This is a genomic window from Sphingobacterium sp. GQ94 (genome assembly GCF_059758715.1).
This window is the reverse complement of the sequence record NZ_JCAXEC010000008.1, coordinates 12,475-29,038: the sequence shown is the minus strand read 5'-3', so window position 1 is coordinate 29,038 and position 16,564 is coordinate 12,475. Positions and strand designations below refer to the sequence as shown.

At 38.3% G+C, this 16,564-nt stretch carries 8 protein-coding genes and 1 tRNA gene; 5 read left to right on the top strand and 4 right to left on the bottom strand.

The window, feature by feature from the left end; translation table 11 throughout:
- Nucleotides 1-414: 414 nt before the first annotated feature.
- Nucleotides 415-487: transfer RNA gene (locus AC6CHH_RS09045), tRNA-Lys, on the bottom strand.
- Nucleotides 488-777: 290 nt separating this feature from the next.
- Here AC6CHH_RS09045 and AC6CHH_RS09040 point away from each other — a divergent pair.
- Nucleotides 778-1,956, top strand: coding sequence for an MFS transporter (locus AC6CHH_RS09040; RefSeq protein WP_498281992.1), 1,179 nt, complete (start codon nt 778-780; stop codon nt 1,954-1,956).
- A gap of 2 nt (nt 1,957-1,958) precedes the next feature.
- Here AC6CHH_RS09040 and AC6CHH_RS09035 read toward each other — a convergent pair whose 3' ends face one another.
- Complete coding sequence (locus AC6CHH_RS09035) at nt 1,959-2,900, bottom strand: glycoside hydrolase family 43 protein (RefSeq protein ID WP_498281990.1); 942 nt, start codon at nt 2,898-2,900, stop codon at nt 1,959-1,961.
- Nucleotides 2,901-3,156: 256 nt separating this feature from the next.
- On the opposite strand from AC6CHH_RS09035, the gene AC6CHH_RS09030 reads away from it, so the two are divergent.
- The 4 genes from AC6CHH_RS09030 to AC6CHH_RS09015 are packed head-to-tail and all read left to right on the top strand — an operon-like array spanning nt 3,157 to nt 11,235.
- Entirely contained in the window at nt 3,157-6,273 is a 3,117-nt protein-coding gene (locus tag AC6CHH_RS09030) for a SusC/RagA family TonB-linked outer membrane protein (protein ID WP_498281988.1), read from the top strand.
- A 16-nt stretch (nt 6,274-6,289) separates the two neighbouring features.
- A complete protein-coding gene (locus AC6CHH_RS09025; protein ID WP_498281986.1) occupies nt 6,290-8,245 on the top strand; it encodes a RagB/SusD family nutrient uptake outer membrane protein in 1,956 nt (651 codons plus the stop codon).
- Between the two features lie 32 nt (nt 8,246-8,277).
- On the top strand, nt 8,278-9,552 hold the full coding sequence (locus AC6CHH_RS09020) for a DUF4959 domain-containing protein (protein WP_498281984.1): 1,275 nt from the start codon (nt 8,278-8,280) through the stop codon (nt 9,550-9,552).
- Nucleotides 9,553-9,561: 9 nt separating this feature from the next.
- Complete coding sequence (locus tag AC6CHH_RS09015) at nt 9,562-11,235, top strand: hypothetical protein (protein ID WP_498281982.1); 1,674 nt, start codon at nt 9,562-9,564, stop codon at nt 11,233-11,235.
- 110 nt (nt 11,236-11,345) lie between these two features.
- Here AC6CHH_RS09015 and AC6CHH_RS09010 read toward each other — a convergent pair whose 3' ends face one another.
- Together AC6CHH_RS09010 and AC6CHH_RS09005 are read right to left on the bottom strand one after the other, a co-directional pair.
- Complete coding sequence (locus AC6CHH_RS09010; RefSeq protein WP_498281980.1) at nt 11,346-12,938, bottom strand: RagB/SusD family nutrient uptake outer membrane protein; 1,593 nt, start codon at nt 12,936-12,938, stop codon at nt 11,346-11,348.
- Nucleotides 12,939-12,946: 8 nt separating this feature from the next.
- Nucleotides 12,947-16,249 carry a SusC/RagA family TonB-linked outer membrane protein gene (locus AC6CHH_RS09005; protein ID WP_498281978.1) on the bottom strand — a complete coding sequence of 1,101 codons (3,303 nt, stop codon included), beginning with the start codon at nt 16,247-16,249 and terminating at the stop codon, nt 12,947-12,949.
- Nucleotides 16,250-16,564 lie beyond the last annotated feature (315 nt).

The window sequence follows — 16,564 nt, the reverse complement described above, 5'->3', positions numbered from 1 at the left end:
ACCTCGGAAATTTGACCAGTCCACATTCCTCTGTTTGAATCCCACACAAATGTTTCACCACCCACGACCCAAACATCGCTATGTACTGGATCCAATCCTCCCAAAATATTTAAAGTTTCGACTTTTGAAAGGATCCCCAACTCTCTTTCAAGAATTGATAAAGCTAATTTAGTTTTTCATAATCAAAGTTTATAATGCAATTATAAACTTTAGCGGTTACGGTTGTCATAATTTTTTCATTAACACGTAAAATTCAGGGACGTATTTGTGACGCATTTACGTGAAGTTCAACAAAAAAACTATGCAAAACACACCGCTTTGAAGGCTTCAAAATGGGTAGGGCTGAAGTTACAAAAACCACCCTAAGAAACGCAAAAGCCGTTTTACGCAAGTAAAAACGGCTTTTTTAGAAAGTGACCCCGCTGAGGCTCGAACTCAGGACCCACAGATTAAGAGTCTGTTGCTCTACCAACTGAGCTACGAAGTCTTTTTATGTGTCCAAAGATACAAGTCAGATTAAAATAATCAAAACCATCTAGTGATAAATACTGACTATTTTTAAAGTATCTCATGGATCAGGATGACTTTAGTGAACCGAGAGAACTATAAGAACACAAAACCTGACCTCTAAAAACGTTATTTAAATTCTACTTTTACTCATTTTTATTTTATTGACTGTCAGATAATTAATCACAACGTCTAGTAGTGTGTAAATTTTACACTTAGTACATGATTTGTTTTAAATAATATTCTACATTTGCATAAAATATATAGACAATGACATCATTAACAGATGTAAGCATTAATGCTTCACAATCCGTGAAAAACCGCATCCGTATGGCGGTTGCCTTGTTTTATTTCGGGCAGGGGCTTGCATTTGCAACCTGGGCAAGTAGAATTCCGACCATTAAATCCGCACTAGCACTTTCTGAAGCAGAATTAGGAACCATCTTATTGATGTTACCTATTGGTCAACTTGTGACCATGCCGCTTTCAGCTGCATTAGTAAATAGGTTTGGAAGTAGAAAGGTATTGCCATGGTCTTCCATATTTTATAGTTTAATCCTAATTTTGATCGCTTTTTCCACTAATGCATGGTGGCTGGGAGCCTCTTTATTTTTGTATGGTATCGCTGGAAATCTATGCAACATATCTGTTAACACACAGGGCGTTTTAGCAGAAGACCTTTATGGGAAACCTATAATGTCCTCTTTCCATGGCGCTTGGTCTTTAGCAGGTTTTATGGGGGCATTGATCGGTTTGTTTTCGATTAATTTTCAATCCTCAACTTCAACTCACTTTATTGGAATTGTTGTTCTTCTACTGGCGAATATTATCCTTAATAAACGGTATCTTATCGACGAACTCCCGAAAGAAAAACAAGAACAGAAATCAAAATATAAACCCGATGCATTAATTATTCAGTTAGGAATAATTGGCTTCTTTAGTATGGCAACAGAGGGAGCGATGTTTGATTGGAGTGGTGTGTATTTTAATGATGTTGTGAAAGCTCCGTCCAAATGGGTTGCCTTAGGATATGCTTCCTTTATGGTCATGATGGCCTTAGGTCGCTTCTTGGGTGATGCGGTAATCAGCAAGCTCGGGCGTCAAAGAACCTTACAAATTAGCGGTGCTATGATGTTTTTGGGGATGATTTCATCGGTGATATTTCCTAATATATGGGTCTGTACCTTAGCATTCATGTTGGTTGGTCTAGGCGTTGCCTGCAACGTACCAACCGTGTATAGCGTTACAGGGAAACATAAAACCATTCCTGCAGGAGTTGCCTTAGCCATGGTTTCAAGCATATCATTTTTGGGTTTTTTAATGGGCCCACCCTTAATAGGCTATATCGCTGAACTATTCAGCCTTCGTTACTCATTTGCTTTGTTCTCACTCTTTGGTCTATTGATGTTTATCATGACCAGTAGATTAAGTATATTTAAGGGGAATTAACATTATTTGGTTGAAACTTCCTTTAGCTTTTTTAATTCTTTATTTGATATTTTAAGAATAGTACCATGACGGATACCCTCAGGCAATTTTAATTGATCTGAAACATCGGTCCATGATTGAAGGTCCTTGGATTTGATTAACCCAAAACGATTTTCAACGTATTTATCAAAATAAATGTACCACTCCCCCTGATGGTGAATTACTGTTGGCCCCTCAGCCCAGTAATCTCCCGTAATGGGTTCACTTGACTGAGAATAAGGTCCAACCAACTTGTCAGAAAAGGCTAACTTCAAATTCTTCTGAGCAGGTTCCCTGGTCTCGTCTTTTATAACCATCATCCACTGGTTACCAGAAGGCAAAATGGTGGCATCAATGGAATTAAAACCTGGTTCATAAAGCAGCTTAGTGTTGGAGTAAGTCTTGAAATCCTTCGTGGTTGTGTAGTATATCCGGTGATTATATCCATTATCGGCTTCAATCTGAGTCTCAGGAAATTTTCCTGTAATCGTAGATGCCCAGTAAATCATAAATGTTTTATTTCTAGGATCGTAAGTAAGCTCTGGGGCCCAAGAATTGCGAGTATTCTTTTCGTATTCCATCACAGGAATATACTGTTGTTCGGACCAGTGGATCAAATCATCAGAACTGGCGTAGCCAATTCCTTTTTGTGTCCAACTGACAGTCCAAACCATATGGTATTTTCCATCAGCTTTTATAATACATGGATCTCTCATTAGTTTATCAGGACTAAGCTCAGGCTTTAAAAAGGATCTATCCTCGTTAAGTGGTTCCCATAAAAGCCCATCCTTGCTAAAGGCTAAATGCAATCCGTCCTGACCATTATCTCTAAAATATGAAAAGATAAAACTGGAATCAGTTTCTTGAGCAAAGAGATTCAAGGAACTTAATATAAAAAGGCTTCCTATTAAGAATGTTTTAGACATAAGGTAAGTTTAGATTAGAATCAAATATATCTTAAATATTAGAAATCGGTTACAAATTACTACTATTTAAAACGAAAAATTAAAACTTTAAAAGAAAAAAATTCAAGATATCAGCCATTCTTTAACATTTTTCAACAATTCATAATTATTTAATGTTTAAATTATTTGAATATTAAAGACTAATATATACCTTTACTCAACAGCCAATATTAATACAACCAATTTTTTATAATTAACCAACACTAACCTAATTCTTATGGAAAGACCAATAGAAAAGTTACTGTTTTTCATCTTAATCCTGTTTGTCCCATTTCTTGCTTTCTCACAGAAGCAAATAACCGGGGTTGTAAAAAGTGCAACCAATGGCGAACTTATCCAAGGAGTAAGCGTATCGAAAAACAAAGTCCCTTCCACAGCTACTAATGAAAATGGAGAATTTGAGATTACCGCAAATCCTGGCGATAGCCTATCGTTTAGTTCTATTGGAATGAAAACTGTGACTCAAGCCGTTGACGCACGAAACATTCTTGAGATTATCATGTACGAGGACGGAAGTAGCATTGACGAGGTAACGGTGGTAGCCTTTGGTACGCAGAAGAAATCTTCTGTCGTAGGGGCAATCACGACAGTCAAAGCTTCGGATTTGAAAATACCATCCTCCAATTTAACCAGTTCCTTCGCAGGAAGAATTCCGGGAGTGATCTCTTATCAAACCTCTGGTGAACCTGGGGCTGATAACGCTCAGTTTTTTATACGAGGCGTTACCACATTTGGGTATCAAACCTCCCCTTTAATTTTAATTGATGGGTTTGAATCAACCACAGACAATTTAGCACGCCTACAACCGGATGACATTGAGAGTTTTTCCATTCTTAAGGACGCTTCCGCTACGGTGCTTTATGGTGCTCGTGGAGCAAATGGAATTATCATGATTACCACAAAAGCAGGTAAAGAAGGACCTGTGAAGCTAAATGCACGTATAGATGTGAATACCTCGATGCCAACTAAAATCATTGATATGGTTGACGGAATTGATTACATGAGGTTGTATAATCAGGCCCGTATCACCCGAGATCCTGTATTGGGGGCTTATTATTCAGAACAAAAAATTCAATCTACCGCGGCAGGATTAGATCCAATGATTTTTCCAAATACGGATTGGTACAACACCTTATTTAAAACTTCAACCACCAATACCAAAGCAAACATCAATTTATCAGGTGGTGGACAAGTTGCCACTTACTATGTATCGACCGGTTACGACAAAGAAACTGGATTGCTGAATGTAGATACACGAAATAATTTCAATAATAACATTGACATCAACCGAATTTTTATTCGTTCTAATGTGATTTTTAAATTAACTAAAACCACAACCTTAGACACCAGAATACAAGGAAGGTTTGAACGTTATACTGGACCATATCAATCAGCGAGTAACATCTTCCGAATGATCATGAACAGTAACCCTGTCGATTTTCCAGCGGTTTACGAGCCCGATGCTGCAAATGAATTTACTGATCATATCCTTTTCGGTAATACCTATGTGACTGGATCACTTAAGTCAAATCCGTATGCGGAGATGGTTCGAGGTTATGAAGATCGGAATGAAAGTAGCATTATTGCCATGGCTACCCTTTCTCAGGATCTAGGTTTTATTACTGAAGGACTAAAGGTCCAAGGGAAGGGATCTGTGAGCACCTGGAACAAATATTCTAGTACTAGAAGCTATAATCCTTTTTTCTATGATTTAGAAACCTATAATCAAATTAGCGGAGATTATACCCTATATCCTTTAAATCCAACCACGGGTCAAGCGTATCTTGGAGAGGTCGTTCCAGGAAGAGATGCTAATGGACATTATTATTTTGAAGCTCGCCTGAACTGGAATAGAATGTTTGGCCTCCACAATGTTGGATTAATGACTGTTGGAATGATGGAGGAAAAACTATTAACCGCCGGAAATAGCCGCTCAATCTATGAAACACTTCCTGAAAGGAATATGGGTAATTCAGGACGTTTAACCTATGATTATGATAACAGATACTTTGCAGAGGTTGCCTATGGTTATAACGGTTCCGAAAAATTTACTGGAGAAAAACGATATGGATTCTTCCCTTCATTTGGGGCAAGTTGGATGGTATCGAATGAAAAATTCTGGGAACCAATTAAATCAGCCATTAGTACCTTAAAAATAAGAGGTACCTGGGGATTAGTGGGTAATGATGCAATTGCACAGAGGAGCGGTCGATTCTTCTACCTCTCAGACATTTCCTTAGGTGGTGGAGCTTATCGATGGGGGACAAGTTTCATGAATGCATACGATGGATTTAATGTGAATCGGTATGCAAATCCGGATATAACCTGGGAACAGTCTGAAAAATGGAATTTAGGAGTGGAGATGAACTTCATGAATGAATCTTTAAAGTTTACAGGGGATTTCTTCAAAGATATTCGTAGTAAGATCTACTTAAATAGGGAAAATTTCCCAGCTTCTGCCGGTCTGGAGGCCAGTGTTAGTGGGAATGTTGGAAGAGTAAGTTCTCAAGGTTTTGATGGTTCAGTCGATTATCAAAAATTTTTCGGAACAGATTTATGGATTTCAGGACGGGCTAACTTCACCTATGCTGTGAACAAATTAGACGAGTTAGATGAGAGAGATTATCCGGATACGTACCTAAAAAGACAAGGGAATAATATCAACCAACAGTGGGGGTTATTAGCAGAACGTCTATTTGTAGACGAACAAGAAATTTTGAATTCCCCAATACAAGATTTTGGTGAATATATGGCCGGAGATATTAAATACAAAGACATCAATGGTGATGGAGTGGTTAATAGTAATGACCGTGTGGCCATGGGGTACCCGACGGTACCAGAAATCCAATATGGTTTTGGGATGTCGGTGGGCTATAAAAGCTTTGACCTATCATTTTTCTTACAGGGTAACAAGAATGTCTCATTCTTTATTAATGCAACCGATCAAGCAAGTAATGGGAATTATGGAATTGCACCGTTTGCCGGAAGAAGAAATGCCTTATCCATCATTGCCGAAGATTACTGGAGTGAAACCAACCCAAATATACACGCCTTTTGGCCTAGGTTATCAACTGAACCTATTACAAATAATGTTCAGCAATCCTCTTGGTGGTTAAGAGATGGTTCGTTTCTGCGATTAAAGTCTTTAGAAATCGGATACAGTCCTAAAAACTTAAAACGAATCGGGTTAAATCCTGGAAGTCGTATTTACTTCAGTACTGAAAATGTACATGTTTTTAGCCCATTTAAACTTTGGGATCCTGAGGTAGGAAGAAACGGTTTAGGTTACCCACCAAATAAAAGATTTAACATAGGAATTCAACTTGTGTATTAATTAAATGAACCAAAAAATGAAGACAATCAAATTTTTATTACTCGCAATGATGGTTACGTTGGGTTCTTGTACAAAGTTCCTGGATGTAGTCCCTGATAATACGCTAAAGCTAGAGGATATATTTGTCCTTAAAATAGATGCGTATAATGCCTTAGCAAAAGTATACAGCTATTTACCTAATGACGACCAAACGCATACAACCTCCTGGACACTAGGAGACGAATGGATTGGACGTCTGGATATAAACAATACAGAGAGTAACCTCCGGGCTATTCGCATTATGCGAGGTCTACAATCTCAAACTAATCCTCAATTGGGGTTCTGGTCTGGATCTCAAGGAGGAAAACCCCTTTATGAGGGAATTCGACAAACGGAAGTTTTCCTAGCAAACATTGATCAGGTTAAAGACATGACCGATTCAGAAAAAGCAGATTGGAAAGCACAGGTAAAATTCTTAAAAGGATATTTTACTTTTCTTTTAGTACAACGCTATGGACCGATTGTCATTCCGGAAAAAGTAGCTTCTCCGGAATCCACCAAAGAAGAACTGTTCTTACCTAGGAAAAAAGTTGAAGAATGTTTCGACTATGTCTTGAATCTGATGAATGAAGCTATCCCAGATTTAGCAGAAAGAGCCACCTCAAACAACCTAGGCCAAATTGACCAAGTGGTGGCAAAATCCATCAAAGCTCGTGTTTTGTTATTTAGAGCAAGTCCATTCTTTAATGGAAACCGAGAATATTTCGGAGATTTTATGGATAAAGATGGACAACCATTTTTCCCACTAAATGAAGACAAAGAAAAATGGAAAGTAGCCCTTGATGCGGTTAATGAGGCTATCGCTATTTGTGAGGCAAACGGATTAGGTCTTTACCATTTTGAAAAAGAGCCCTTTATCTTTGACAGAGATGCATTTTCTGCTAACGAAGAACGTATGCGAACCTTATATGATTTAAGAATGTTAATTGTAGATCCTTGGAATAAGGAGTTAATTTGGGGTAACTCCAATTTAAACTACTATAATCAAGGAGAATTAGCACACTCTTCGAACATTCGACTGCCCGAAGGATATGGAGATGGAGTGGTTAATACCGCATCATTCTCCTGGCAATGGATGGCCGCTACCTATCAAATGGCAGAGCGTTATTATACAGAAAATGGATTGCCGATTGACGAGGATTTAACGTACGATTTTAACCATAAACATGACATCATTCAGACACCTGGTGTTTTAGATGAAGAATATACGCACTGGAATGGATACATGCAACCGGGAGCCGAGACGATCAATCTTTATATGGACCGGGAACCTCGTTTTTATGCAAATTTAGGAATCACAGCGGGATATTGGAGAGGACATGCTGTCCGCATTAATACCATGATGTATGGAAATTCAGATGGTGGGTATAATTCTTCTCAGCATACGACTGATTTTCTAACAACTGGAATCGGTATCCAAAAGTTTGTACATCCAGAATCGCAGTCCGGAGCTTGGCAAAGAACAATCAAATTCCCGTATCCAATCATCCGTATGGCTGATTTATACCTGATGAAGGCCGAAATATTGAATGAATACTCTGGTCCTTCTCAGGCGGTTTACACGGAAATAAACAAAGTTAGAAATAGAGCAGGCATTCCAAATGTTGAAGAGGTTTGGTCAGATCCAACTTTGGCAAAAACGGTCAATAAACATACGACCAAAGAAGGTTTAAGGGAAATTATTATGAAGGAGCGCAGTATTGAGCTAGCCTTTGAAGGCATTCATTTCTGGGATATGTGGAGATATAAAAAAGCACCATCATCTTTTTCTTCACCAGTCTGGGGATGGACACATACCGGAACAACCGGTTCCTCTTTCTTCGTATTAGAAGTTAAACAAGAACGCCGGTTTACCATTACTGATTGTTTATGGCCAATTAGTCTAAACGAGATGAACACCAATGGACAATTAATTCAAAACCCAGGATGGTAAAAAAAGCCAAAGGACAAATTAATTTTACAATTATGACCAGACACAAACTTAAACTCATATACATCACACTAATTATAGTGCTGTTTTCAGCCTGTAAAGAGGTCGAACGATTCAAACCGAATAGTGATGACGGCACCCCTCCAGGGAAGGTGACCCTGAAAAGTTACAAATCACTTTATGGCGGGGCACGCTTTTTCTATACCCCACCTGAAGATGAGGATTTATTGAGTATTGAGGCGATTTATACAAACGCTGAAGGAAAGTCGTATACATTCTCATCTTCCTATTTTGTTGACTCTTTAGATGTTTATGGTTTTCCCGACACAAAAGAACATTCGATCCAGTTGTTTGCGATAGATAGAGCTGGAAATCGATCAGAACCCTTAAATGTAAATGTAGAGCCATTAGAGCCTGCTTTTAGCCGGGTTGCGAATTCTCTTGAGGTGAAACCTGGATTCAGTTCCTTCTTTGTCGACTGGACAAATGAATTGGAACAGAACATCAACGTGTATGTCGATTTCACTTTTAATATGGAAGGCGAAACCAGAACCCTTACTTCAGTTTTCTCGTCAAATCTAGCCGAGGACCGTCGCTTTATAAATGACTTATTTCTTCCTCCTACTGAAAAGGTGGCCGTGAAAATCCGTGTAGAGGATATTTATGGGAATATAACAGAAACGATGGATAAAGGAAGTATATCCTTGTTCGAAGACAACAAAATCCCGAAAACTAGTTGGGTGTTGCCAGCAGCAAACGACTCAATTGGTGGTATTCCGATGGCTTTCGGAGAAGGTCTTGAGGGTCGCTCCAGATATGTCGTTGATGACATCATTGACCGTGGGGATAACTTAAACTTTATGCACACCAATAGTAGAGGACGTACGGGCAGCAAAAATGATGGTAACATGCCTTGGAATATAATCATTGACTTAGGTGCGCACTATGAATTAAGCCGCGTTATAACAGTGCAGCGTCACTCTGGTGGATTAGCCAATATTTCTAGAGGACAGTATTACCGCAGTGAAAATGTTGGTATCTATAACATGTATATCTGGGATGACGCGAGCGAATCCTGGGAGTTTGTTTCTCAAAATAAGATCCCTACTCCTCAAGGACTAAGTGAATTGGAATTTGTTAAACTGGGTGAAGCGGGTGATATGGCGTACATGTATCCCGATGAACCAGCATACACGAAACCCACTCGTTGGTTTAGGTATGAGGCTGTAAAAAGCTTCAATGGGAACTACACCTTAGAGGATGCAAACTGTCTGTCAGAGATTACACTATTTGGTAAAAAAAGAAATTAATTTTCAATCATGAAGAAAAAATCAAAAAACTTCGCCGTCTATCTCTTTTTGATAGGTGCCTTGGGGTTAGTCTTTTCATGTAAGGGAATGTATGAAAATATTGAACCTTATTCGGAAGTAACCATATATCCGGCAAAATATGACACCATAGTTAGTAAAATTGGATACCAAAGGGTAGAATTGGACCTGATGAAAGCTGGACGAATTCCTTCCAAGCAAATTACGATGGGAAAGTCTATCAAGACCATTATTGAATATGATGATCAGCAAATTGTGATCGACTCTTTGGTCTCTTGGGTTAATGTCAAAAATCTAGATCAACCCAAACTGTACAGAATAAAAGTGTATACTGTTGATAAGTTTGATAACAAATCTGTTCCACAAGAGATAGCTGTAATACCTTATACAAATACGGATATCGAAAATATCACCGTTCCCTCTCCTCGGGTATTAACGTCTCCAAATGCAGCAGTACTCGATTGGACCACTTCACTATCGTCCATTCTTATGGATTATAAAAGCCTAAAATACGAATATACCGATAAAGACGGCGCGAAAATTACCGGAATGCAAACGGATAATCCCCGGATTTTTGCCGCTAATCTTCAGTCTGGGGTGCCTTTAGAGATGACTATGAAGTATAACGTCATACCAAAAATCGGTGGAGTACCCATTTTAGATTCTATAGAAATTGTGAAACCATTGTCGGTGGCTATCCCAACAGGATCCACAGTATTTAATCCTGCTGAAAAGGACATACTGGTGGCAAATGGAATTAGCACATTCACCTCAGATGGGGTGTCTTCTTTTACAAAATTGACATTCCCAGTTCATACCAATACCTTGCAAGATCTGTTTTATTTTCCCAATGTGGAAGAATTGGATTTAACCGGGGGTACGCTGTTTGAATTAACCACCTTAAGTTACAATAAAAATGGTGTGGTCAAAACGATTGGTGCAGGAGAATATATGCCATTCATTCGAAAAGTATCCCCTATTTCTGATGCCAATGCCCAGACAATGGTCGATTTGTTGGAATTGGGTATAATTAAAAAAATAAAGTATGTTCCTAATTCAATGGGGATTGACCATTTGCTTGAACCCTTTGATCACGATGGGATTATTGAATGGGTGACAACTCCTGAGGAGACCCTTATTCCTATGAACTTCTTTTTGGACGGGAAAGCTCAAACAACTGCGTGGGGAATGACTTTGGTAAACCCTGCGACTAGTTATCCAGCGGGCACAGGCATAATCAATCCGATCAAAGCCACTCTGGACAATAAAAATGGCTCCTTCGTATTTACTTTACCAACAGAATACCGGTTTAATATTCCGGAATACAGATATTTAAAGTTTAAAGTTTACACACCCGCAAAATCTAGTCTTGAAGGCGCGTACACGCCTTTTAGAAGGATTTGGCCTCGTGTGATGAATTATTTATGGGCTTTTAAAGAAGAAAGTAGTTTTGGCCAGGAATTGTGGAATGCCAATGCAGATGATTTCAAAATCAGTGAGGCTAATTTAGAGAAATGGACCGATATTACAGTCGACCTTTCTTCCTTAGTGGATAGACACAACAGGGTAATTGTGATTAACATTGGAGGAGAACCGTCCATGACATTCAGTCCACCAGCGGATATGGTTTACTATTTTTCAAACTTTAGATTCAGTAAGAATTAGCAATAGCTAAGACATGCTCCAAACGTAAAACAGGCCACCTTAAATCTATTTCAAGGTGGCCTGTTTCGTAATAAAAGTCTGATTAAGACTCAGAAATTAACCTTTAAAATCTATTTTGTTCCGCTATATGGATTTTGATCTGCTTCCGTTAATGCCTCGTTATTGACAATCTCCAATTGCGGAATTTGACATAACAATCTATAATCATTTGAAGCAAATGTACCGTATGGATTTGCTGAATTAGCAACATACTCATTCAAATAAGATACGCCCCAAGTATAATGCCCCTCCTTATAGGTTGGCGTTTCTTGATAGCGAATCAACGGCTTCTGAAGTCTTAATAAATCATAGAGTCCAGTAACACCCTCACAAAGAAGTTCCTTTCTTCTCTCTGTATAAATAGCCTCCAAAAGAAGATTTCCTGAGCTGGAAGTAGTTACATTTTTAACACCTCTTGCTTTTTGGAGTTTGGTAAGATAGTTCAGTCCCTGACCATTGTTTAATTCAGCTGAAGCTTCAGCCATAATCAATAGCATTTCTGCACTTCTCATAAGAGAGATTTCAGGACGTGTATTGCCTTGAACCGCACCGTTAGCATCTCCATAATGTTTGTATTTATCATACGCCCATTTGTTAGACCACTCTGCATTCGCATTATTGGTTCTTTTCCAAAATTGGTAACGGTCTTCTGTTTTCTCAAAGAGTTGCTCATACTTCCCGTCTGCAAAAAAATCAAGGAATGCATAAATTGGGCCGTCTGTGAATCCTTCACCATATTTTGCGTCCTGATTATACCAAAAATTAAACTGAGTTCCACCTCCTAAATTATTTTGATCAGTGTATTTTACCGCCCAAATAATTTCAGGATATTTCTTGCTTATCACGTCATCAAAACCCCCACGATACTGATCTCTTGTCATCAGTTGAGGATATTTGTTATACACCTGAGTAGCTTGTTCCAAAGCATTGGTCCAATCGTTCATCACCAAGTATACACGTGCCAATTGTCCGGTAACTACATCTTGATTAATGAACCATTCTCCTTGGCGATCAAATGCAGACAACAGGTCTTTTGCATCCAATAAATCTGAGACAATTTGATCATAGGTTTGTTGAACGGTAGCACGTGGTAGATTTTGATCATCTTCCCCGGTAAGTCTTAGGATAACGCCTGGCTTATCTTTTGCAATGGCATAGGTTTGTTGATAATTCTGTATCAGATGAAAGTAGCAGACTCCTCGAATAGCCTTCGCTTGACCCAAAATGGCATCCTTCTCTTCTTGAGGACCAACCGCATTTGGAACGTTATCGATTACACTGTTCACCTGATTAATAATTTTATACATCATCGACCAGATGGAACTAGCGTTACCATTTGCTTGGGTTTTCTTTGGATCATATCCATAGGCTTCCAGTTGGTTTCCCCCCATATTCGTATGACACAGGATATCTGAAGCGCCCAAATCAACATACATTTGTAAACCAGGTAAGCCTGCATACACACGGTCACTACCGCCAGCATTAAAATACAGCTGACTATAGGCTGAGGTTAGAATCATTTGCAAACCTGTAGTATTGGATAATGCAGTTTCTTCAGGGGTATCAACAGATGGCCCTGTTTCCAAAAAGTCACTACAACTACTGGCCAATCCAATAATTGAGGCCAGGGATAATATTTGAATTTTTTTGAATATCTTTTTCATAATCTTTATTAAAACGAAACTTGTAAACCACCTGTAAACACTCTTCTTGACCCTTGGATACCATTATCAGTATCTGCACTACCGTTGTAGTTGTTTCCAGAAAGACCGGTTTCAGGATCTGAATATCTATTCTTTGCCTTTCCAAAGGTTAGTAAATTATCACCTGAGACAAAAACTCTCACATTTGATAAAGCTATTTTCCCCAATACGTTTTTCGGCAGATTATATCCTAGGGTTACATTTCTCAATCTTAGATAATCGTTATCAAAAACATAAAAGTCAGATGCTTTTCTCGTATTGGAATAATTGTCATTTGACCATTTCGGAAGTAACGCTTGATCTCCTGGATTTTTCCATCTATCACCAACCAAATCTTGGATCACACCAACCCCGCCACGTAAAGCAGTTCGTTCGATGTACGCATAGTCATACATTTTCCCACCAATTGAGTAATAAAGCATGATAGACAAATCAATTCCTTTGTACCCAAAACTATTTGTCAATGAGCCAAATGCTTTAGGTAGGGTTGATCCAACGTACTGAAAATCGTCAGTCGTTACCAGACTATAGTCTTCTGTTTTCACCCAATCGCTCTTATTCTCATCTTGTATCCAGTACTGCATATTTCCTGTTTCAGGATTTACACCAGCATTTTTCACCATAAAAAATTCGAATAAAGATTTTCCCTCAGCAACTTTATATCCAGCGGTCCTGTTTTCGTATGTGAACTCACCCCCTGGTAAATACGTGATTTCATTTTTCAAGGTTGAAATATTGAAATCTGCTTTCCAATTAAAATCTTTTTTACGAATTATATCAGCTCCTAAGGTAAATTCAAAACCGCTATTGGTTAGATTTCCTAAATTGGTGTTTAAGCCTGTTGCATTACCTGCTTGTGCAGAAAGAGGAAAATCCTTGTAAAACAATAAGTCCTGAGAAGCTCGGTTGTAGTATTCAATCGTACCATTGATTCTGTTAAAAACACTAAAATCGAATGCCAAATTAAACTGTTTGTTTTTTTCCCAGATCAGTTCTGGTGTAGGATAAGCTGCTGGTTTTAATCCGGCAACGGTATACAAGTCATCCGGAGAATAAACACCTTGGTAAGCGTATAAAATCTCACCTCCTGATGTTCCATTACCATTTCTGGTGATCAATTTATCATTTCCAGTTGTACCATAACTTGTACGGAATGACAAATTATTTAACCAGCTAACATCCTTTAGGAATTCTTCACTATTAATTTTCCAAGAAAGACCCGCAGAATAAAAATTCCCCCAACGGTTATCCGGATGGAAGCGAGAAGACCCATCGCGACGAACAGACCCAGAAAGATAATATTTCGAATCGAAATTATAGTCGACCTTTCCCAAGTATGACATTAAATTATAACGGTCTCTATGGGATGTATTACTCCAATTTCTGGTGGTGGAACCTAATTCATATTGTCCAATCTGCATAATTCCTTCCCCATATGAATTATCGTAATAAAGATTCATTGAGTAGGCCTCCTGACCTGCTAAAGCTGAGATATTATGCTTACCGAAATTTTGCTCCCACGAGAGGATGTTGTTAAAGGTAACCGATTTCTTATCTACATTGGTTCTTGTTGCATTCCCTCCGTTAGTGGTAACGGTAATTCCGTAAGGTTCTCTTTGAGAGGCATCATGCACAGCTGATCCATAACCAAAGAATTTGTCAATGTTATTGTCAATACTTAGCGAAGATTTGAATTTTAAATTAAATGGGAGCTTAAATTCAGCAAAGAACCTAGATGAGATCATGTTGTTCAAATTGTTGTTGAAACTCTCATCATTTGGATTATCCCAATAATCGCCGCCATTATTTAAAGTTTGAATTCCAAAGAAATTGTTGGTATAGGAACCGTAATCGAACATACGCTCACCAGTCTTTAAAGAATACTCCCAATCTGTATTGTCTATATTTCTGAGCCAAGGTGATTGTAGAGTAGTTGTAAACACCAATGCTCTGCTTGCGCCAGATAAATTCTGTTTAGCATTTGAATAAGACAAATTACCTCCTATTTGTAACCAATCAGTAATCTGAGAGGTAATGTTTGCTCTGAAGTTGTTTCTTTTAAAGTATTGTTTGCTCGCATAACCGTTATCATCCAGATAGCCTGCGGAAAGGAAATAGTTGGTTCTTCCTTCATTTGCTGTACCACTCAAATCAACACCATAATCTTGTCGTAGTTTCCTTGAAAAAACTGCGCCATAGAAATCGTAATCACTTTCATCCCATACCAATTTTAGATTTGGGTTAATATATGGGTTGCCGTTTCCATCATGCAAAACATAGTCTTCATTGATGTGTGCAAAAGGGGAAACGTACGAATTTTCTCCCTTTGAGTTTTTTATAGCTTTAAGGTTCTTGCCGAGCACATTCGCGGTCGCCCAATTTCCTGCAGCATTTTTGTCCAGACCATATTTATAATACTGATCATTATACATCCCTTCCCAGGTATTCAAAAGATGTTCGTATGGATCTGCTTTCACCGGATTAGCGACTGCATTATCGGAAGTTCCCCATGAAGATCTTAAATTGATTTGTGGTTTATTCGATTTACCCCTTTTTGTTGTAATTACAACAACACCATTTGCCGCTCTTGAGCCATATAAAGAGGAAGCTGCAGCATCTTTTAGCACAGTGATGGATTCGATATCACTCTGAGAAATGGTATTTAATTGACCCTCATAAGGCATTCCATCTACAACATACAGCGGGTTTGATGATCCAGACATTGAACTGATTCCACGAATTTGGATTCGTGAATTTCCACCTGGATTACCTTCGTTGTTCGTGACATTAACCCCGGCACTAGCGCCTTGTAAGGCTTCTGCAAAACCCGTACCTGATATTTTTTGAATTTGCTCTGCTTTTACTACCGATGCCGACCCTGTAAAAGAAGACTTTTTAGTAGTACCATATGCAACAACCACGATTTCATCCAAATCGGCCATGTCTGACTCAAGTTTAACATTTAAACTCGTTTGGTTGGAATAAGTAATTTCTTGCGTTTTGAAACCTACATAGGAAAACACAATAACAGAACCACTTTTAATGTCATTAAGCGAATAATTCCCATTCTCATCCGAAAATGTGGAGATTCCCGTTCCTTTGATTTTAATTGATGCACCGGCAACTGGACCGTTTTCATCACTGATGGTGCCTTGCACCTTTAACTGTAACCATAAAGAAGCCATAGCATTCCCTTTTGCATAGGTGGTGCCGATACTTCCCAATGAAACAGCCATAATCAATGCCTTGATTAAAGCAGATTTACTTGTCATTTAGAATAAGTTTAAGGTTGTAAAAATTCTATCCGGGAGCAAACATATTAAATTTTTTGGTTTTTAGTGATGGATTTTAGCACGAATGTTAATTTATTGTTAACATCAGGAAAAAACATCCCCAATAACAAAAATATAAATGTCATTTCTGACGCAATGAACGCATTATTTCGCATATTCAAAGGTCTTTACGAGGATACTTTAAAAAATTCAAACCAATTTTAGCAGATCACTATTTTTTAGCAATTATAATATGCACTTCAAGGTTTTATCAGAAAAATTTTGGAAATTTTCTTCTCTTTATTAGGAAATTAT

Bases quoted from the DNA above. Each gene is read 5' to 3' on its own strand.
- AC6CHH_RS09020 (WP_498281984.1), top strand. From the start codon at position 8,278: ATGACCAGACACAAACTTAAACTCATATACATCACACTAATTATAGTG.
- AC6CHH_RS09005 (WP_498281978.1), bottom strand. From the start codon at position 16,249: ATGACAAGTAAATCTGCTTTAATCAAGGCATTGATTATGGCTGTTTCA.
- AC6CHH_RS09040 (WP_498281992.1), top strand. From the start codon at position 778: ATGACATCATTAACAGATGTAAGCATTAATGCTTCACAATCCGTGAAA.
- AC6CHH_RS09025 (WP_498281986.1), top strand. From the start codon at position 6,290: ATGAAGACAATCAAATTTTTATTACTCGCAATGATGGTTACGTTGGGT.
- AC6CHH_RS09010 (WP_498281980.1), bottom strand. From the start codon at position 12,938: ATGAAAAAGATATTCAAAAAAATTCAAATATTATCCCTGGCCTCAATT.
- AC6CHH_RS09030 (WP_498281988.1), top strand. From the start codon at position 3,157: ATGGAAAGACCAATAGAAAAGTTACTGTTTTTCATCTTAATCCTGTTT.
- AC6CHH_RS09035 (WP_498281990.1), bottom strand. From the start codon at position 2,900: ATGTCTAAAACATTCTTAATAGGAAGCCTTTTTATATTAAGTTCCTTG.
- AC6CHH_RS09015 (WP_498281982.1), top strand. From the start codon at position 9,562: ATGAAGAAAAAATCAAAAAACTTCGCCGTCTATCTCTTTTTGATAGGT.